The organism is Lelliottia sp. SL45, from assembly GCF_026672535.1.
Lineage (GTDB): Bacteria > Pseudomonadota > Gammaproteobacteria > Enterobacterales > Enterobacteriaceae > Enterobacter > Enterobacter nimipressuralis.
This window is the reverse complement of record NZ_JAPPRH010000003.1, coordinates 3191133-3211240: the sequence shown is the minus strand read 5'-3', so window position 1 is coordinate 3211240 and position 20108 is coordinate 3191133. Positions and strand designations below refer to the sequence as shown.

Sequence of the window (20108 nt, the reverse complement as noted above, 5' to 3'; positions counted from 1 at the left end):
GGCTTACGAGCCGCCCTTTTTTTGCAATCAACAAATTATTGTGATTCGCCTGGTATCACATAATGGATATATTCGTATCATTAATTAGTTACCAGACTCACAGTTCGCAGTGAAACAAACCGGCTGTTCTGGATAACAATTCGCCTCTTGCTAGTATCAAATCGAAAATCATACACCTGCAAGAGGATACAATGAAAAATACAAATCGTATGATCGTGAACTGTGTTGTGGCTTCCCTGACGCTAAGCTGGAGCCTCGCGGCGCTGGCGAATACCGCCCCGACAGAGGTCAAGATCGTTCGCGATAGCTACGGCATGCCGCATATCTACGCCGATGATACCTATCGTCTTTTTTACGGTTACGGCTATGTGGTGGCGCAGGATCGCCTGTTCCAGATGGAGATGGCCCGTCGCAGCACCCAGGGCACGGTGTCTGAAGTGCTCGGAAAATCTTTTGTGAGTTTTGATAAGGATATCCGCCAGAACTACTGGCCGGCGTCGATTCACGCGCAGATCGCCGCGCTCTCCGCCGATGATAAAGCGATCCTTCAGGGTTATGCCGACGGCATGAACGCCTGGATTGATAAAGTGAACGCCGAGCCGGGTAAGCGTCTGCCTGCGCAATTTACCGAGTTTGGTTTTAAGCCTGGGCACTGGCAGCCCTTTGATGTGGCGATGGTTTTTGTTGGCACGATGGCCAACCGTTTCTCCGATAGCACCAGTGAAATCGACAACCTGGCGCTTCTCACGGCGTTAAAAGATAGATACGGCGCGCAAAAAGGGATGGGGGTGTTTAACCAGCTGAAATGGCTGGTGAATCCGGCAGCGCCGACCACCATCGCCGCACAGGAGAGTCGCTATCCGATCACTGTCGATCTGAAAAACAGCCAAACCGCCGCGCTGCTCCCGCGCTACGATCTCCCCGCACCGATGCTCGACCGACCGGCGAAAGGCCGGGATGGCGCACTGCTGGCACTCACCGCCGGGCAAAACCGCGAAACGATCGCCGCCCAGTTTGCCCGTAGTGGGGCCAATGGCCTGGCGGGTTACCCGACCACCAGCAATATGTGGGTGATTGGCAAGAAAAAGGCGCAGGACGCGAAAGCGATTATGGTCAACGGCCCGCAATTTGGCTGGTACGCCCCGGCGTATACCTATGGTATTGGGCTGCACGGCGCGGGTTATGACGTGACCGGCAACACGCCGTTTGCCTATCCGGGGCTGGTGTTCGGCCACAACGGGACCATTTCATGGGGCGCGACGGCGGGATTCGGCGACGATGTGGATATCTTTGCGGAGCAGACCTCCGAGAGCAAACCCGGTGAATATCTGCATAACGGCGAGTGGATCAAAATGCAGCGTCGCGAAGAGACGATCGCCGTGAAAGACGGGCAGCCGGAGACGTTTACCGTCTGGCGAACCGTTCACGGCAATGTGATCAACGTCGATCCGACGACACACACCGCCTACGCCAAAGCGCGCGCATGGGAGGGGAAAGAGGTGGCTTCCCTGCTGGCGTGGACGCACCAGATGAAGGCCAAAGACTGGCCGAGCTGGACGGCGCAGGCGGCGAAGCAGGCGCTCACTATCAACTGGTATTACGCGGATATCGACGGCAACATCGGTTACGTTCATGGGGGCGCATATCCGAAACGCCAGTCGGGTCACGATCCGCGCCTGCCGGTGCCTGGCACCGGAAAGTGGGACTGGCAGGGGCTGCTGTCGTTTGATCTCAATCCGAAGGTGTATAACCCGCAGTCGGGGTATATCGCTAACTGGAACAACGCTCCGCAGAGAGATTATCCGGCCTCTGATCTGTTCGCGTTCTTATGGGGCGGGGCGGATCGCGTTACTGAAATCACGCAGCTTATCGATAAACAGCCCACGCTGACCTACGAACAAGCCTGGGGATTGATCCAAAAAACCAGCCGTCAGGATCTGAACCTGCGTCTGTTCCTGCCTGCGCTGCAAAAAGCGGCGGCCAGTTTGCCGCAAAGCGATCCCCGCCAGCTGCTGGTGCAAAAGCTGACGAACTGGGACGGTCAAAATCGCTTACGCGACGACGGGAAAACCTATGATCAGCCCGGTTCCGCCATTCTCAATGCCTGGCTGACCAGTATGCTGAAGCGCACGGTGGTTGCCGCCGTACCGGCACCCTTTAACACCTGGTACAGCGCCAGCGGCTATGAAACGACGCAGGACGGGCCGACCGGCTCGCTGAATATCAGCGTCGGGGCCAAGATCCTGTTCGAAGCACTGGAGGGAGAGAAATCGGCGATCCCGCAGGAGGTCGATCTCTTTGCCGGACAGTCGCAGGAGACGGTCGTCCTCGCGGCCCTGCAGGATGCGTGGCAGACGCTGTCGGCGCGCTACGGCACGGATATCAACACGTGGGAAACGCCTGCCATGGCGCTGACCTTCCGCGCGAACAACTTCTTTGGCGTGCCGCAGGCGGCGGCGAAAGAGGCGCGTCATCAGGCCGAATATCAGAACCGGGGAACGGAAAACGACATGATTGTCTTCTCCCCTCAATCGGGAGCAAGCCCGGTGCTGGCGTGGGACGTGGTTGCGCCCGGTCAAAGCGGGTTTGTGGCCCCGGACGGGACGCCGGATAAGCATTATGACGATCAGCTGAAAATGTACGAAACCTTTGGCCGGAAGCCGCTGTGGTTAACGCCGCAGGAGGTGAGTGCCAATCAGGAATCGCAGGAGATTTTGCAGGTTCAGCGCTAGCGAATCTCTTATATAAAAAAACCTGCCCTGGGGCAGGTTTTTTGTTTTGTTCGCAAGCCTTAGAAGCTTACGCCGCCGCCGACGTAGGCACCGTCAATCAGGGTGTGGTTTGGACGACCGTCTTTGCCGTCAACGCTTACGTGGCGATAGCCCACTTTCAGCGTAACCGGTTTAACCGGCGTCCAGCTCACGCCGCCATTGGCTTCGACGTAGTTTTTCACGCTGTTGTTCAGGCCGTTAGGTGCTACGTAACCTTCGCCGAAGACGTTAATGCTGTCGGTCAGAGCCACGTTTACACCACCGCCGACCGGGAATGCGACACCGTTATCGCCTTTTTTCGGGCCGAGGTAGAGGGCTTTCGCACCTGCATTCAGCATTACCGGACCCACTTCCAGGTTATAACCTGCACCTACACCACCCGTCTGAGTACCGTCATCGGTATTTTTGAGCCAGTTACTTTCAGCATAAATACCGGAGGTGGATTTGCCCATTTCGATATTTAAGTTGGTGAAGTTTTTACCCTGCTCAATAGATGCGCCCATCGCCAGTGCGGAGCCAGATGTTACGGTCAGGACAGAAAGCAGAATGAAGTTAATCTTTTTCATGGTGTATTTCCTCGTCATCAAATTAATCTGAGGACACCTTAACAAGCGATGTTTATGACTGCAAATGTGACGTGACTCGCGGTTTTATGCTGGTTTTGTTACTTTTCGGTATGATTGTTGTTGAGCTAAAGTGGGTTTGTCACGGCGTCAACTATTTATCTTTTCGTGTTTAGACTTCGTTTTATTTATCAGCTAAACAAAGCCTGAATATCGCGGAAATAATGATGAGAAGTGAATTAATTAGGATTATCATTATTTCAAAAAAACTTTGTAAATGACGAAAAATTACATTTCTCTAATCGACATTACGCGATATTTGCCATAACCGCCCGATAAGGGCGGTTATGTTTCCTGCGATCAGGGCTTGAGTGAGGCAAACGCCGCCCGGATTTCCTCTTCGGGCAGCTGAATCCCGATAAAGACCATGGTGCTGTGCGGCGTTTCATCACCCCACGGACGGTCCCAGTCGGCGCTGTAGAGGCGCTGAACGCCCTGGAACAGCAGGCGGTTTGGCTCGCCGTCAATCCACAGCATCCCTTTGTAGCGCAGCAGTTTGTCGGCAAACGACAGCAGCAGATTTTCCATCACGCGGGACACGGCGCTGATATCGACCGGATAATCCAGCTCGACCACGATGGAGGTGACGTCGTTCTGCTTATCGCCGATAAAGTGGAAGCGTGGTTTTGAGGTGACGTTCTCCTCCAGCATAAAGCCGTTGGTGTTGAACAGCTGCGCCAGGTCGATATCGCCGTGGACCACCGTATAAATCGGCGCGCGGGCGTTGATGCGCGTCAGGCGTTCACGCAGTTTTTCGGCGTCGCCAGCCACGTCGGTTTTGGTCAGCAGAATGCGGTCCGCGTAACCTACCTGCGACTGGGCGATAGTGAACTGGTTCATCTGCTCGTCGGCATGGACCGCATCCACCAGCGCAATCACGCCGTCCAGCTGGTAGCGCTGGCAGAGGATCTCGTGGGAGAAAAAGGTCTGGATAATCGGGCCGGGGTCGGCCATACCGGTGCATTCGATCACCAGGCGGTCGAAGGCGATATCGCCGCGATCGCGGCTGTCGAGCAGATCGAGCAGAGCGTCTTCCAGCTCGTTTGAACGGGTGCAGCAGATGCAGCCATTGGTCAGGGTTTTGATCTGGGTGGCGCGATCGCCTATCAGCTGGTCGTCAACAGAGACTTCGCCGAATTCGTTTTCGATCACCGCAATTTTAAAGCCGTGCTGTTCGTTGAGGATGTGGCGCAGCAGGGTGGTTTTGCCCGCGCCGAGAAAGCCGGTTAACAGGGTGACTGCAATGGGGGTCATGTTCTCTCCTTTAGCAACAGCGTACGCCGCCTTTGCCATCGCCGCCGTAGCGCGCTTGCTGGCGCTCGCGGAAGAATTCTGTGTAGGTCATGTACGGTTTATCCGGATGGTTGGTCTGCATATGTTCAACGTAGTTGTCATAGTCCGGAATGCCAATCAGCATTTTCGCCGCCTGACCGAGGTATTTTTTTGCTTCGCCTAAGTTACCAAACATTGTGCCATCCAGATAGAAAAAGCCCGGCGACGCTACGCTTGCCGGGCTTACAGGTATTGCGTAGGGCGGGTTAGCGTAGTCGCCACCCGCCAGGGTTTTAGTGGTGTGAAGAGGTCTTCACGCCGCCTTCCGGTACAGGCACATACGGGGTTTCTTTATCCGTACGCCCTTCGGCGTTACGCACTTTCATCCAGGTTTTGATGCCATAGAAGATGATGCTATAGACCACGACCAGGAACAGAATGCTTAAACCGGCGTTGGTGTAGTTGTTCACCACGATATGGTTCATGTTGGCAATCTGCTGTGCAGTCAGGTCACCGCCGCCTGCGGCAATTTTCGCTTTGTACTGGTTAGCCATAAACAGGAAGCCTTCCAGCTGCGGGTTGGTGCTGAACAGTTTCAGACCCAGCGCCCAGGTGGTGCACAGAAGCAGCCACAGCGCCGGAACGACCGTCACCCAGATGTATTTGGTGCGTTTCATCTTCACCAGCACCACGGTACCCAGGACCAGCGCCACGGCAGCCAGCATCTGGTTAGAGATACCGAACAGCGGCCACAGGCTCTTCACGCCGCCCAGCGGGTCAACGACGCCCTGATACAGCAGGTAACCCCACAGGCCCACACAGCCCGCGGTGCCCAGAACGCCCGCCACCAGAGAGTCGGTTTTCTTCAGGAATGGCACGAAGTTACCGAGCAAGTCCTGGAGCATGAAGCGGCCCGCACGGGTACCGGCGTCCAGCGCGGTCAGGATGAACAGCGCTTCGAACAAGATGCCGAAGTGATACCAGAAGCCCATGTCAGCCCACGGCAGCACTTTGTGGAACACGTGTGCGATACCGACGGCCAGGGTTGGTGCGCCACCGGCACGGTTCAGAATCGATGGCTCACCGATGTCTTTTGCGGTCTGCATGATTTGCTCAGGCGAGATCACAAAGCCCCAGGAGCTGACGGTCGCCGCCGCGTGTGCGCTGGCGTCTTTCAGCTGCGCCATAATCAGCGCTGCGTTGTCGCCACCCATCTCATGCAGGTTTGGCATGGTGATGCCAAGGCCCGCAGGCGGAGTGTTCATCGCGAAGTACAGACCTGGCTCGATGATGGACGCTGCAACCAGTGCCATGATCGCCACGAAGGATTCCATCAGCATTGCACCGTAACCGATAAAGCGCGCGTCGGTTTCGTTGGCCATCAGCTTCGGCGTGGTGCCGGAGGCAATCAGGGCGTGGAAGCCAGAGACGGCGCCACAGGCGATGGTGATAAACAGGAACGGGAACAGCGCGCCTTTCCACAGTGGACCGGTACCGTCAATGTACTGGGTCACGGCTGGCATTTTCAGTTCCGGGTTGATGATCACGATACCGATCGCCAGACCGACGATGACACCGATTTTCAGGAACGTCGCCAGATAGTCACGCGGGGCCAGAATCAGCCAGACCGGCAGCAGGGCGGAGATAAACGCGTAGCCGATCAATGCGAAGGTAATGGTGGTGTCTTTGAAGGTCAGCGCCGGGCCCCAGTACGGGTCGTGAGCGATGATACCGCCGAAGTAAATGGACGCCACCAGCAGCACGATACCAATCACGGACACTTCACCGACACGGCCCGGACGGATAAAGCGCATGTAGATACCCATGAACAGCGCAATCGGTACGGTCGAGCAGACAGTGAATACACCCCACGGACTTTCTGCCAGGGCTTTCACCACGATCAGCGCCAGCACCGCAAGGATGATGATCATGATCAGGAAGCAGCCAAACAGGGCAATGGTGCCCGGCACGCGGCCCATCTCTTCTTTAATCATCTCACCCAGAGAGGCCCCGTTACGGCGGGTCGAGATGAACAGCACCATGAAGTCCTGCACCGCGCCTGCCAGAACCACGCCGGCAAGCAGCCACAGGGTACCCGGCAGGTAACCCATCTGCGCGGCAAGCACCGGCCCAACCAGCGGGCCTGCACCGGCAATCGCGGCAAAGTGGTGACCAAACAGCACATAGCGGTTGGTAGGAACGTAGTTCAGGCCGTCATTGTTAATGACCGCCGGCGTGGAACGCGTCGGGTCGAGTTTCATGACCTTCTGCGCGATGTAAAGACTGTAGTAGCGGTACGCTACCAGATAGACGGAAACCGACGCGACCACGATCCACAGGGCGCTTACGTGTTCGCCCCGGCGTAATGCGACAACCGCCAGACAGAAAGCACCGAGGATCCCGAGGAGCGCCCAGGGTACGTGCTTAAGTAGTTTTTTCGTATCCATAGTTAGACCTGGTTTTTTAGCTGGAAAAAGGGCCTGAGTTTGTTTTGAGGAGGTATTGATTAATGCTGTGGCGATCTTGCCAGATCGTCGCGCGTGTAAAGGAAGGTAAATGGGTGAGTGGTTGATTGCGGTGGTTAAGCGGTCAAAGACCGGGGCGAGTGGTTAAGGCTCGCCACCAGTGGTCTGGTTTATGTGATTGAGATCACATCGTTTATTCGAGGGCGTCGGCGGTAGCATTTGTCATATAACCTTCGAGCGTGTCGAAGAGTTTGTCCCGCAGCCATTGAGGCTCCAGCACCTGAATGTTTGGCAGCCAGTAGAAGATGAGCGGCAGGATCTGATTTTCATGTGCCGCCTGACAGCGGATCGTCACCCCGTCGTCGCTTTCTGCGACCACCTCCTGCTCCGGCAACAGGTCCCGGCGCGTGAAGTAGTGCGAGATACGATTGTTGGTAAACACTTTTACCTCGAAGGTCTCTTCACTCACCCACGGGTCGAGATTTTTTTCCAGTAATTCAGCCGTATCGCTATCCAGCGAGAAAGTCTCTTTTTGAATATCCAGCCAACTGATCTGGCTTAATGAAAAGGATTTCAGCCTGCCATTTTCCGTAGCTTGTAAATACCATATATTTTTTTTGTTAATTAATTTGTATGGATTAATGAGCCGGGTTTTGTCTTTATAAACTATCTGGCAAACGTGACGCTCTTTTATCGATTTTTCAATTGCAGTGAGATGACGACGAATATCATTCTGAACCGAGTGCTCAGCGTCGTTGTTAAGGATCAGAATATGATTCTCTTCCATGCGCGCCTCCAGACTCTGCCAGAACGCGGTGCCTCTGTCTGGGAAATAACTGTCAGCATTCAAAAAGTTAGCGACAGCGTTGTGCAGCCCGTGCCCGCTGGGATTTTGCTGGGCGTGAATCAGGCGATACAGACCATTTCCCGTATGCTGAACAATCGGCGACAGCGCATTCAGATCCCGATATACCGTACGTTCGGTTATTTTATATTTTTGCATCAGATCGCGGCGGTTAACGACGCCGTTTAAATGCAGCTCCATAAGAATATCGACGAGTCGTTCAGCAGAGCGGCTGCGGGCTGTAGTTGTCATATTATATTCCCGTTTAGTGCGGTGAGGATCTCTGAAGAATAAGGATGCCACTGACAGAATATGTCAGTGCGACAGAGATAAAATTTATCTTATGGAATATATAACGGCGCGATTTAGGATAAACATTAATAGTTTTTTGCGAAATCATCCGTAAATGTTCAAATCATCAACACGATTTTCGTAAAGTTTTCCCTAACCAGGCCGAAAATTCTGTTATCTGTCTGATGGAAAGAGAAAACATGTTAAATCGTATCAAGATTGTCACCAGCTTGTTGCTGGTTTTGGCTATTTTTGGCCTGTTACAACTGACATCCGGTGGTCTTTTCTTTAATGCCCTGAAGCATGACAAAGAAAACTTCACTGTCCTACAAACTATTCGCCAGCAACAATCCACGCTGAACGGCAGCTGGGTCGCGTTGCTGCAAACCCGTAATACCCTGAACCGCGCGGGTATTCGCTACATGATGGATCAGAGCAATATCGGCAGCGGCGCAACCGTTGCAGAGCTGATGCAGATTGCGTCCGCTTCCCTGAAGCAGGCGGAGAAAAACTGGGCTGACTACGAAGCACTGCCGCGCGATCCGCGTCAGAGCGACGCTGCCGCCATGGAGATCAAGCGAAACTATGATATCTATCACGGTGCGCTGGCCGAGCTGATTCAGCTGCTGGGCGCAGGCAAGATCAATGACTTCTTCGATCAGCCGACCCAGAGCTATCAGGATGGTTTTGAGAAGCAGTATGTGAACTACCTGCAGCAAAACGATCATCTGTATCAGACCGCCGTGGATGACAGCAACAGCTCTTACACTCAGGCGATCTGGGTGCTGATCAGCGTGCTGATCGCGGTGCTGGTGGTGATCGTTGGCGTCTGGCTCGGCATCAAGCAATCCTTGATCTCGCCTTTGAATCGTCTGATCGACAGCATCCGTCATATCGCCAGTGGCGATCTGGTGAAGCGCATTGACGTCGAAGGCACCAACGAGATGGGACAGCTGGCCGATACCCTGCGTCATATGCAGAGCGAGCTGGTGAGCACCGTGGGCGACGTGCGTAACGGCGCGAATGCGATTTACAGCGGCGCGAGCGAAATCTCTGTCGGCAACAACGACCTCTCTTCTCGTACCGAGCAGCAGGCCGCGTCTCTCGAAGAGACCGCTGCCAGCATGGAACAGCTGACCGCTACCGTGAAGCAGAACGCCGAAAACGCCCGTCAGGCGAGTAATCTGGCGCTGAGTGCATCCGAGACCGCGCAGAAAGGCGGGAAAGTGGTGGATAACGTGGTGCAAACCATGCGTGACATCGCCGGCAGTTCGCAGAAAATCGCTGACATCATCAGCGTGATCGACGGTATTGCCTTCCAGACCAACATCCTGGCGCTGAACGCCGCCGTCGAAGCTGCGCGCGCAGGTGAGCAGGGCCGTGGATTTGCGGTGGTGGCAGGCGAAGTGCGTAACCTGGCACAGCGTAGCGCCCAGGCGGCACGCGAAATCAAGAGCCTGATCGAGGACTCCGTAGGCCGCGTTGAGCTGGGTTCTACTCTGGTGGAAAGCGCCGGTGAAACGATGGGTGAAATCGTGAATGCGGTGACCCGCGTGACCGACATTATGGGCGAAATCGCCTCTGCGTCTGATGAGCAGAGCCGCGGTATCGACCAGGTCGGCCTGGCTGTGGCGGAGATGGACCGTGTGACGCAGCAGAACGCCTCGCTGGTGGAAGAGTCCGCAGCGGCAGCCGCCGCGCTGGAAGAGCAGGCGAGCCGTCTGACGCAGGCTGTGGCGGTCTTCCGCATTCAGCAAGAGCAGCAGAAATCACGTGATAACGCCGGTCTGAAAACGCCAGTGATCTCGGCGAAGGGACGTAAAGCCGCTGCCGCGACGACCGCGTCCAGTGAAAACTGGGAAACCTTCTGATGTAAAAAAGCGCCCTGTTCAGGCGGGGCGCTTTAGGCATTTGTGATGTTGTCGGGTGGCGCTGTGCTTACCCGACATGCACGCAGATGTGCCGTTAACCGGCGTTCTGTACCACTTTCATTTCGACCATCCCAATCCCCAGTTTGCGCGGCGAATGCCCGAGAATATTGCCCTCGTTCGTTGATTGCGGATCGGGCGGAACGATCACGACCGTATTGCTGCGCGACGGGTTCTCAAAATGCAGCGTAGTGGTACTCACTTCGTTGCCGAGGGTTATCGTCTGCTCTTTGTCGCCGATACGCACCGGGATCGGTTTGTTGGCATTCGGGCCGAAGGCTTTCGCGGTGATCACCAGATCAAATTTCTCCGGCAGCGGTTGGGCGTATTCGATTTTCACCTCATCGCCGAGCTGCGCGTTTGACCAGCGTCCCCAGGATTCCGGGCGCGAAATACCGCTAAACTGCTTCACCTCTTCCGGCGCTCCCGCCACGTTAAACACGAAGCTGTCGGCTTTATAGCGAATATCGTTATCGACCACTTTCAGCATATCCACGTTGCGCTGATAGCGGTCAGTGTTAATTACCGTATCCTTGAACGCGGTTTTGCCTTTCCACTGATCTTTATCGACGCGCTGCACGATTTGTTCGCCGCCGAGCTGGCCTTGCGACACGCACCAGTCCGTTGAAATCGACAGCGGCTGGGACCACAGCTGGCCCATTTTGTAGCAGCGATCGATCCAGACGAAGTTATCACGCGGGGCGAAGTCGGCCAGCTGGAAGCGCAGCGGCGCGGAGTATTCGCTCTCCGGCAGCGGTTCGACGCGGTTATCGGAGACGCGCAGCAGCAGCGGCAGGCGGAAGTGGCTGCCCGAGAAGGCAATCATGTTTTTCTGCTGGTCGATGGTGAAATCTTTCATCTCTTTCGGGAAATTCCACAGGCGGATCACGTCCGGTTTCCACGCCAGAATCTTCTCTTTCATATTGAGGAAGACTTCAGAGAGCGACTGGCCGGAGAGCGTGCTGCGCCCCAGCCCGATGAAGTTATCGCCGCCCAGAATATCCAGCACCGTTGCGCCGTTATCCATGGTGTTACGCTTCGTGGCGATGACCTCCTGCTGAGGCTGGTCGCCGCGCATCACAAAGAACAGGTTGCTTCGATCCTGCTTGTTCAGCTCATCCCACGCGGTGTTTTTCATCGCCAGATGGTCGGAAGAGACCACGATCACCGTGTTTTTGAAATACGGCGAGGTTTTGATTTTATTGATAAAGGCGGCGATGTGTTCCTGGCTGCAGGTCACGGCGCTGAACGACTGATTGTCCTTGCCGTTGATCGCGTATTTTTTGCGCTCGCAGGTGCGCGAGATAAAGCCGTCCGGATGGTGTGTATCCACGGTTAAGGCAAACAGCGAGAAGCGTTTGCCGGATTTGGACAGCTCCTCGAATTTCTTCCAGGTTTCGTCCAGCACCGTGTCGTCGTAGAAGCCCCAGTCATTGCGATAAGACGGGTCGGCGACGGTGGTTTTTAACTCTTCAGCACCGTAAAGGTGATCGAAACCGTGGGATTTCAGGAACACGTCTTTCCCGGCGAAGCGCAGGTTGGCCCCCTGCATGAAGTAGTTTTCGTAGCCGGAGTTCTTGAGGATATCGCCGAGACAAATATTCTGCGGGAAGAAGCTCGACATCGACGCGGAGGCGTTACCCTCGAACGGCGCAAACAGCGGAATACCGCACTGAGAGGCGACCATCCCGGCGATGGTGTAATCGGTGCCCGGCAACTGCGCCGTGTGGCTGAAATCTAGCCCTTCGTCTTTCAGCGGGCCGAGATCTGGGGTCAGGTTCGGGAAGGCGTCGTTATCGAAATAGGTACGCTCAAGGCTCTCGCCGTAGATATAGACCAGATTCAGTTTCGGGTGCGCGATGGTTTTTGACGGCTCTTTGTAATACGCCGTGAAATCGGGATCGCCGTCGCGGGACTGGGATTTCACCAGTTCCGTAATCTGATGGAAGGCCGGGCTGGCATCGACGGAACCGAGCGCCAGCACCAGAGCCAGCAGGCTATAACCCATATGATGCGGAAGATGGCGGCGACGACGCAGTACCCAGCCGAGGGTGCCAAACACCGCCACCAGCGCCAGAACCAGCCCTGCGCCCGGAAGTATGTACTTACTAACTCCTGCGCCTGTCAAACTGTTGGTGAGTGTGTACAGCACGGCGTCGTTAATGCCGTCACCGGTAAAGTAATCGCTGGCGTACAGGGTAATGTTTAAAACAATAAAAATACCCAACACCAGTAATGTGGCAATAAACCACCAGGTGTTGCGGCCGGCCTTCCAGGCATAGATGCCAACGGAAGCCAGGAACAGGGCAAGGGAAATAAACTCTGACAACAGCTTATCCTCAATAGCGCCAGTCGCTTAGCTGGCTAACTGATTATTTTTTGGTTGATACAATTTAATGGCGAAGTCACATAGCTGCAATTCTAGTGTCACTAAAATGTGCTGTTGTTAGGATTTGGTTTAGAAAGTGGAAATTTTGATCGCCGTCGCATCGCGTTATACGCGGGCTGAGACGTAAAAGAATGAGCAAAATACGAGTCTGGCGCCGCGTTGTCAGAGTAACGGAACAATCGCGGCGTGTTGTGGCAGAAAATGGGATGGATCAGGAGAGGAAATTAACGCCTTGTTTCAGCACCAGATCGCAGGCTTTGGTTTTCACCTGTTTCGCCAGCGCGGAGTCACCGAGGGTGCTCAGGTTCAGCTGTTGGCCGTCTTTGGCATTCAGCAGGCCCTGGATCCCATCCATATAGTTGGTGTCCTGCTTCTGCTCTTGCGTATCCAGCCCCAGTTTATCTAAAACCTGGTTTTTAATATTCTGCGTGTCAGTGACCGATGCCAGCTTCTGTTTGGCGCAGTAGCCCAGAATACCGGCTGCGTTGTTCATGGTGCCAGCGCTCAGGCTCTGATTGCTGCCGCCCAGCAGACTGGTGAGGGACGAAGCAGACAGCCCGCCGCTCTGTGCGCTACCGCTGCTTTTGCTCAGTTCGTTCGCTGCGCTGGAGAGCGACTCCTGCCAGGAGGCCGCGTGGGCGGCGCCGGTGAGCAGAACGACGCTAAATGCTGTGCCGAGAAGAAGATTTTTTTTCATAAATTGCACTCTAAAAGGCCCTGATCGGGCTGGAAGTGGCTTCAGTATATACCTGTGAAAGGCGCGCCATTCCTGGAAATATCCTAATACTCTTTGCCGGTAACGCGATCGCGGTAGCTATCCCAGGTGAAGTTCACCCACAGGCTGTTGCCGAGGCGCATGCGGTCCATGACGCGCTCACCCAGCAGCTTGGTCATCTCTTCCGCTTTATGGTTGGTGAGCATGCCGGTCGGGCGCTTCGACGAGGAGCGACGGTCAACGATCTGATTGATGATCACTTTTTCGTAGCGGGATTCGGTCTGGACGCCGATTTCGTCAATGACCAGCAGATCGACGTTGCTCAGATCGTTCAGCAGCTGCTCTTCCGTGGTTTCGCGGTTGCTGAAGGTGTCTTTCATCGCCGACATGATGTCTGCGACGGTAATAATCAGAACCGATTTTCCACGCAGCAACAGCTCATTACAGATGGCCGCCGCAAGGTGGTTTTTGCCGGTACCCGGTTTGCCGCTGAAGATAAAGCTGGCGATGCTGCCGTCGAACTCTTCGACATACTGGCGTGCTTTGGCGAGGGCCATCATCTGACCGTCGTTTTCCACGCGATAGTTATCGAAGGAACAGTTCTGATGCAGGGGACGAATGCCGGAGCGGTTGAAGGTACGCTGCATTTTCATGGCGCGGTTTTCCCGCGTCAGGGCTTCTGAGCGCATCTTTCCCTGCTCTTTTTGCCAGGCCAGCAGCTCTTCACCCGAGGTGAAGGCCGGCTTCACGTTGGCAGGCATCATTTTTTGCAGACGTTTCATCAGGTCGCCGACGTTTTTCATATCATCCTCTGAATCCTGGTGGGATCTGATTATCGGGTTCGGAAATGGTGTTGATATCGCGCTTAGGCTGGCCGCCGTTGCTGGCGCGATTGATCTGAATACTGCGCGCGAGCTTTTGCTGCCACTGCACGTGGTGGAACACTTTGCCTTCGGCCTGCCAGTACGCGACAAACGCGGCCAGCTCTTCCGGCGTGGCGGTCTGCGTCAGGGCGATACCCCACAGGGCGGCCTGGCGCTGGAAATCCGCATCCGGCTGCCAGCCAGAGTACATCGCAAATTTGCCCATCGGGACGGCAACCGGCGCACTGGTCGGTTCTTCAAAGAATTGTGTATCTAACGCGACGTCACTGACCGGGCGCGACAGACGCGCTTCAATATCCAAAAGCTGTGCCAGGCGTTCAGGCGTGATGGCGTAAAACGCGGGCGCGTTGTCGGCAAACACGGCGAGAGTACCGCCATCGGCTTTGGTTAAGATGCCACGGGGATCGCGCACAAAGGCATCGATTCCGGCGACGCTGGTGGTCAGGAGTCTGTATGACATAACACTTTCTCTACTGGGATACGACGTCGTGATATGGGGTCATAGTAGCACAGAGAGAAGGGGGGACGGTGGGGGATTTCCCCGGTGGCACTGTGCGCACCGGGGCTGCATACGACGGGGCTTATCAGACGATGATATTCAGCGTCACATCAATATTGCCGCGGGTTGCGTTAGAGTACGGGCAAACGATATGCGCCGCGTCGACCAGCTTTTTGGCTTCGGCTTCGTCCATACCTGGCACGTGGATATTCAGTTTGGCTTCGATACCAAAACCGGTTGGCAGTGGACCAATGCCAACTTCGCCTTCGATAAACGCATCTTTCGGCAGCGCGATTTTGTCACGGGCAGAGACAAATTTCATCGCGCCCAGGAAGCAGGCAGAGTAGCCCGCCGCAAACAGCTGCTCTGGGTTGGTGACTTCGCCGCCCATACCGCCCATCTCTTTCGGTACGCCCAGTTTGACATCCAGAACGCCATCGGAAGAGGTCGCACGGCCATCACGGCCTCCGGTGGCTTTGGCTTTGGCGGTATAAACAACTTTTTCTAAAGACATGGCAGGTTCCTCATCTTACGGTTATGCGTGCTATTAAATAGTGCGCGATATATATGGGTAAACAAAATCTTATTAACTATAGCCTCAGGCGCGATGAAGCTGCTGGCGCAGTTGCTCAAGCTGCTGCTTGAGAGCGAGCATGGAATCCGCATCGCATTGTGCGGCACAGCCCACGGCCTGGGGAATACTTTTCGCCTGCTGCTGGAGGGCGCGGCCTTCATCACTTAAGGTGACGGCGACCTGGCGTTCGTCCTGGCGCGAGCGCTGACGGACAAGCAGACCAGCGCTTTCCAGACGCTTCAGCAGCGGGGTGAGGGTGGCGGAATCCAGGAACAGACGTTCGCCAATCTCCGACACCGTAATGTCATCCTGCTCCCACAGAATCAGCATCACCAGATACTGCGGGTAGGTCAGGTTAAGCGGTGCCAGCAGTTGCCGGTACAGCTTATTGAGCGCCAGATTTGCCGAGTAGAGGGCAAAACAGAGCTGGTTATCCAGCATCAGCGCAGCGGTGGTGTCGTTCGTTTTCGCGTTCATGAAATGAATATAGATAGTGCGCGATTTAATTGCAAGCGATTTTATGGGCAGGTATAGCGAAGGGCCACCTGAACGGCCATTTTGCGATAGTGCTGTCGCTGGGCCTGCTCATCGGCGCCGTCTTCAAACAGCAGCGTGAAGGTATAGCTGTTGGCGACGTAATGAAAACTGAAGCTGCTGATCAAACGGTGCAGGTCGCGCGCATCAACGGTCTGATTAAATAGCTGCTTCTCTTTGCCACGCTGCAGGATCGCTTCCAGCAGTTCGAGCGCGCTGCGATTAACCTGACGCAGATAGCTGGACTGCTGCATAAAGCGGCCACGCTGCATGTTCTCCATGCAGATAATACGAATGTAATCCGGGTGATCGGCGTGGTAGTCGAAGGTTGCTTCCACCAGATGGACCAGCGCTTCAACGGGCGGCAGTCCTGACAGACTAAGCTGTTTTTCGCTGGCGCGGATCTCGGTGTAAACGTACTCCAGCGCCTGAAGATAGAGGTTCTCTTTGTTTTTATAGTGATAAACCACCATGCGCTTGGTGGTGCCGGCTTTTTCGGCAATCTGCTCCATTCGCGCGCCGTTCAGACCGTATTCGGCAAACAGGGTAATCGCGCTCTGAAAAATTTTGTCCTTCAGGCTGGAATCATCTTGGTGGTCGGGGAATTCGCTGCCAGGGTTAGCCACTTCCACTCCTTACATCGCCAAACAGAATGCAGGGATTATCGCCATGGCAGCGGGAGAACACAAATTCAAACGCGTGGGCGCTTTCTGTAGAGCCATAAACCGGGAATCGACAGACCGATGGAGAGCGCGCCGACGATGGACGAGGCTTTGAGGAAATTGCTCAACAGCAGGATCATTTGCGGCTCGCTGTAGCCGAAGTGGCTGATCTTCACTGCCGAGATCATCGCTGTGTAGGCGGATATGCCGGGGAACATCGGGATCACCGCCGCCACGGTGAACACTTTCGGGTGCGCCAGATACCAGCGCGACCACTGAATGCCGATACAGCCTACCAGCATCGAGGCCATAAACGTTGACCATTCGATGTTAAACCCGGCGGTCATCATCACCATTCGCGAACCATGACCGATAGCACCCAGCAGGGCGCACCAGGGCAGCGCGCGCTGCGGCACGTTAAAGACCATCGCAAAGCCCACGGCAGGAATGGCAGCCAGCGCCATGTCTTGTGCCAGAGCGAATAAAAAGTCGATTATGCCCATCCGCGCAGCCCCCAGAGTGTCATGGCCATGACCACGCCGATGCAGGTCGCGAGGGTTAACAGGCTCGCAATCGCCCAGCGTGCCAGACCCGTATTGATGTGCCCTTTAAACATATCAGCGACGGCGTTGATCAGCGGAAAACCCGGTACCAGCAGCAGGACGCTGGCCGCCATGGCAACGCTCGGTGTGCTGACAAACACAGGCAGGCGCAGCAGCAGACCGGAGACGGTTGTTGCGACAAAGGCGGTGAGACAAAAGTTAATCTGCGGATGCATATGGCGCTGCGTCAGGAGCTGGCGCACGTACATGGCGATGGCACTGGCGAAAAAGGTCACCACCGCGCCGTCCCATCCGCCGTTATTCAGTTTGCAGAAACAGGCGCAGGCCAGCCCCACCATCAGCACCACTAACCAGCGCGGGTAGCGCAGCGGCTTAATCTGGTTGAACCGTTTTTCAACGCCGGGCAAGTCCAGAAGCTTGTGTTCCGCCATGATGACGATGTGCTGCACTTCGGTGACCACGTGCATATTGATGCCGCGATCCTGGTTTTTGCGCGTTGACGTCAGACACTGGCCCTCTTTTATGGTGGTCAGCACGATGGCGTTAGACGAGATAGAGCTTTCTACGCTGTCCATTCCCAGCGCCAGACCCAGGCGGGTCGACAGCTCTTCGACCAATGCGCTCTCTGCGCCGTGTTGTAATAAGAAAAGACCGCACTGTATGCATAGTCGCGTGGCGGCGCGTTGTGACGACTGATCTGCCTGCATTGGTTGCCCTGAAAATGAGAACTGCCAGAGTGTCTGGAATGTTTACTTTTAGCACAAACGGCAGCCTGTCTGGCTCTGGGTCAGATCAACATTTGTGTAATCAGTGGCAGGATGCAACGGCAGGCGCAGAGCGGTCTGGGGTGTTTTTTATTTATTTCGTGAATACTAATTGATGATATATATAATTTATTAATTTAGTTTGATGGGTTTAATATTTTGCGCAAGGACTATTATGTTATTCTGATTTTTGTATTATATTATCCTCGGATTTAACAATGTCAGGGTTATAGTTGTTATCGTTAATATAACCTGTACTAATAACTTAGGGTCAGGATAATGCCCATGTCTGAGCCGTGATTTTAATATCATTAATTAGATGAAGAAAGGATTCGGAGAATCTATGTCACCAGTGAAGGGAAAATCAGTAATCGTTATCAGTAAAATCCCGGTGATGCAAACCGGTCTGGGCGGCATCATGGCCAGCCATTTTCCAGAATATGACGTGTCTTTTTGCCGCACACATGACGATCTGACTTTACAGAATTTAAATCGTGCATCTGTCGTGGTTGCTGATATTTCAGGTGATTACGTCAACCCTCGCGGCGCGCTTGAACACTATTATCTGTTATTAAGTCAGTACCGGGATATCCACTGGATTTTTCTGGTCTCACGTCCTCTTTACCCTCTCGCTGTTGAGTTGCTCATACGCCCCGAAAGCACACTGCTTTCGGATATGGAACCTATCGAAGGCGTCATCAACGCGATCCGCGCGGGGAGCGAGTATTCCGAACGGATAAGTCAGACGCTGTTATCACCTGAGCCGCGAGTTGATGATAATGAGTATAAAGTCCCTGTAATACTGACCCTCTCGGAACGTAAAGTATTACGTCTGCTTGGAAAAGGCTGGGGAATAAACCAAATCGCCACATTACTGAAAAAAAGCAATAAAACCGTCAGTGCACAAAAAAATAGTGCGATGCGTCGGTTATCTCTGCACGGAAATGCAGAAATGTACGCATGGATCAATAGTACACAGGGAATGAGAGAGCTGAACTTAATCTCAGCCTATGGAGAGCAAAAGGAATGGAAACAAATGCCTCAGGAAGAGATATTGCTGTCATAGACCAATGCACGATGAGTGCCGTGGGGCTTGAACATCTCTTTGCCATCGCGCCATTTAGCGAATATCGCCTTCATCTGTTTAAAAACTTTAGCAGTTTCAAGGCTGCGCTTTCACAGACTCCTTTTTTCTCAGTGATCTATTCGCTTTCAGATGTGCGAGAAGAACGAAGAAATTGTCTGGTGTCACTGCGAGAACTGGCCCTGACACACAGTGGTATACAGCGCATTATTCTGGCAGCAGACGACGTTGAGGCAAGATTGATTGGTCAACTGACGCCTTCCCGTCTTCACGGAATAATCAGTAAGTCGGCTTCACTGGCTGAGCTGCAAAAACTGCTTATCATTCTGTTAAGCGAAACAGAGCGAGTCAATAACAACGCCTTTGCCCACTGGCAAGGAAGCTTATCCAGAATGTTAAGCCCAATGGAGCGGGCGATTATGCGCCATCTTTCGGCGGGCCTTTCCATCCCCGAAATTGCGGAGCAGCTTAAACGCAATATCAAAACCGTTCGCGCGCATAAATATAATGTGATGGTGAAGCTGGGGGTGAGTTCCGATGTGGGGCTGCTGCATGCGGCAGATATTCTGGGGCAGTTGCCCATGCGTGAGCTGAAACTGACTGTTAAGGCGGCGTAGTGCTTTTCATTGTGCATCATTGCGCCAGAGGAACCTGGCGCAGCGATCAGATGCAGACATCAATCCATTTAGCCGATGTAAGCTCAGCCATTCGCTCAGGCGCAATACGCACTGCGCTGTGAATTGACCCGGCCGCAGGAAGCACTTCCTCATATTGTTTAAGGGAAACGTCGCAGTAAACGGCCAGCGGAGTCTCCAGGCCGAAGGGGCAAACTCCACCAACGGGATGCCCGGTTAGCGTCACCACTTCATCACTGCACAGCATCCGCGCTTTCGCGCCAAATGCATTTTTCAGTTTTTTGTTATCCAGGCGTGCATCGCCTTTTGCGACCACCAGAATCACCTCGTTTTTAACCTTCAGTGATAAGGTTTTCGCTATCTGTCCCGGCTCGACATGATGGGCGGCTGCGGCCAGTGCAACCGTTGCGGTGCTTTGGCTAAGCTCGATGACATCAATATCCGGGGCATTGTCAGCAAAAAATTGCCGTACGGACTGCAAACTCATTGTTATCTCCTGACAAATATCCTGCGTAATCTGTCATAAGAAATTATGCTCTGTAAATATCTCTTAGGTAACAAATATTCTGTTCACTCGTTTTCTGGATCGCCTTCACATTCACGGAAACCGG

Annotated in this window: 19 protein-coding genes; 4 read left to right on the top strand and 15 right to left on the bottom strand. The window is 54.3% G+C overall.

Annotation, left to right across the window (positions count from 1 at the left end; translation table 11 throughout):
* Positions 1–191 precede the first annotated feature (191 nt).
* A complete protein-coding gene (locus OVA10_RS21555) occupies positions 192–2732 on the top strand; it encodes a penicillin acylase family protein (protein WP_268196764.1) in 2541 nt (846 codons plus the stop codon).
* Positions 2733–2791: 59 nt separating this feature from the next.
* Here OVA10_RS21555 and OVA10_RS21550 read toward each other — a convergent pair whose 3' ends face one another.
* From OVA10_RS21550 to OVA10_RS21530, 5 genes are all read right to left on the bottom strand, one after another.
* On the bottom strand, positions 2792–3337 hold the full coding sequence (locus OVA10_RS21550; RefSeq protein ID WP_100777764.1) for a YfaZ family outer membrane protein: 546 nt from the start codon (positions 3335–3337) through the stop codon (positions 2792–2794).
* Positions 3338–3694: 357 nt separating this feature from the next.
* Positions 3695–4648 carry a GTPase gene (gene yjiA, locus OVA10_RS21545; protein WP_102104531.1) on the bottom strand — a complete coding sequence of 318 codons (954 nt, stop codon included), beginning with the start codon at positions 4646–4648 and terminating at the stop codon, positions 3695–3697.
* 10 nt (positions 4649–4658) lie between these two features.
* Positions 4659–4862, bottom strand: coding sequence for a YbdD/YjiX family protein (locus tag OVA10_RS21540; RefSeq protein WP_100777762.1), 204 nt, complete (start codon positions 4860–4862; stop codon positions 4659–4661).
* A 97-nt stretch (positions 4863–4959) separates the two neighbouring features.
* Positions 4960–7113, bottom strand: a complete 2154-nt coding sequence (locus OVA10_RS21535; protein ID WP_100777761.1) for a carbon starvation CstA family protein — start codon at positions 7111–7113, stop codon at positions 4960–4962.
* A 211-nt stretch (positions 7114–7324) separates the two neighbouring features.
* Complete coding sequence (locus tag OVA10_RS21530; protein WP_268196920.1) at positions 7325–8227, bottom strand: helix-turn-helix transcriptional regulator; 903 nt, start codon at positions 8225–8227, stop codon at positions 7325–7327.
* 239 nt (positions 8228–8466) lie between these two features.
* Between OVA10_RS21530 and tsr the strand changes: the two genes are divergently transcribed.
* Entirely contained in the window at positions 8467–10137 is a 1671-nt protein-coding gene (gene tsr / locus OVA10_RS21525) for a methyl-accepting chemotaxis protein (protein WP_102104533.1), read from the top strand.
* Positions 10138–10231: 94 nt separating this feature from the next.
* Here tsr and opgB read toward each other — a convergent pair whose 3' ends face one another.
* The 9 genes from opgB to OVA10_RS21480 form a co-directional block, all read right to left on the bottom strand.
* Positions 10232–12523 (bottom strand): phosphatidylglycerol--membrane-oligosaccharide glycerophosphotransferase, encoded by a 2292-nt coding sequence (opgB, locus tag OVA10_RS21520; protein WP_123429536.1) that lies wholly within the window; start codon positions 12521–12523, stop codon positions 10232–10234.
* A gap of 271 nt (positions 12524–12794) precedes the next feature.
* Complete coding sequence (locus OVA10_RS21515) at positions 12795–13280, bottom strand: DUF2501 domain-containing protein (RefSeq protein ID WP_102104646.1); 486 nt, start codon at positions 13278–13280, stop codon at positions 12795–12797.
* Positions 13281–13363: 83 nt separating this feature from the next.
* A complete protein-coding gene (gene dnaC / locus OVA10_RS21510) occupies positions 13364–14101 on the bottom strand; it encodes a DNA replication protein DnaC (RefSeq protein WP_100777757.1) in 738 nt (245 codons plus the stop codon).
* Between the two features lies 1 nt (position 14102).
* Entirely contained in the window at positions 14103–14642 is a 540-nt protein-coding gene (gene dnaT / locus OVA10_RS21505) for a primosomal protein DnaT (RefSeq protein WP_268196763.1), read from the bottom strand.
* Positions 14643–14766: 124 nt separating this feature from the next.
* Positions 14767–15195 carry an organic hydroperoxide resistance protein gene (locus OVA10_RS21500; protein ID WP_268196762.1) on the bottom strand — a complete coding sequence of 143 codons (429 nt, stop codon included), beginning with the start codon at positions 15193–15195 and terminating at the stop codon, positions 14767–14769.
* A gap of 84 nt (positions 15196–15279) precedes the next feature.
* Positions 15280–15732, bottom strand: a complete 453-nt coding sequence (locus tag OVA10_RS21495) for a MarR family winged helix-turn-helix transcriptional regulator (RefSeq protein ID WP_100777754.1) — start codon at positions 15730–15732, stop codon at positions 15280–15282.
* 41 nt (positions 15733–15773) lie between these two features.
* Positions 15774–16415 carry a TetR family transcriptional regulator gene (locus OVA10_RS21490; protein WP_102104535.1) on the bottom strand — a complete coding sequence of 214 codons (642 nt, stop codon included), beginning with the start codon at positions 16413–16415 and terminating at the stop codon, positions 15774–15776.
* A 65-nt stretch (positions 16416–16480) separates the two neighbouring features.
* Positions 16481–16954 carry a threonine/serine exporter gene (locus tag OVA10_RS21485; RefSeq protein WP_100777752.1) on the bottom strand — a complete coding sequence of 158 codons (474 nt, stop codon included), beginning with the start codon at positions 16952–16954 and terminating at the stop codon, positions 16481–16483.
* Positions 16945–17721: a threonine/serine ThrE exporter family protein gene (locus OVA10_RS21480; RefSeq protein ID WP_268196761.1), complete on the bottom strand. Its 777-nt coding sequence runs from the start codon at positions 17719–17721 to the stop codon at positions 16945–16947. The genes OVA10_RS21485 and OVA10_RS21480 overlap by 10 nt, the downstream gene beginning before the upstream one ends.
* Positions 17722–18121: 400 nt before the next feature.
* On the opposite strand from OVA10_RS21480, the gene OVA10_RS21475 reads away from it, so the two are divergent.
* The gene (locus tag OVA10_RS21475; RefSeq protein ID WP_123429534.1) at positions 18122–18844 is read left to right on the top strand and encodes a response regulator transcription factor; all 723 of its coding nucleotides are present in this window, start codon (positions 18122–18124) and stop codon (positions 18842–18844) included.
* A gap of 11 nt (positions 18845–18855) precedes the next feature.
* Positions 18856–19479: a DNA-binding transcriptional activator BglJ gene (bglJ, locus tag OVA10_RS21470; RefSeq protein ID WP_129035777.1), complete on the top strand. Its 624-nt coding sequence runs from the start codon at positions 18856–18858 to the stop codon at positions 19477–19479.
* A 46-nt stretch (positions 19480–19525) separates the two neighbouring features.
* Here bglJ and OVA10_RS21465 read toward each other — a convergent pair whose 3' ends face one another.
* Entirely contained in the window at positions 19526–19984 is a 459-nt protein-coding gene (locus OVA10_RS21465; protein WP_100777748.1) for a YbaK/EbsC family protein, read from the bottom strand.
* Positions 19985–20108 lie beyond the last annotated feature (124 nt).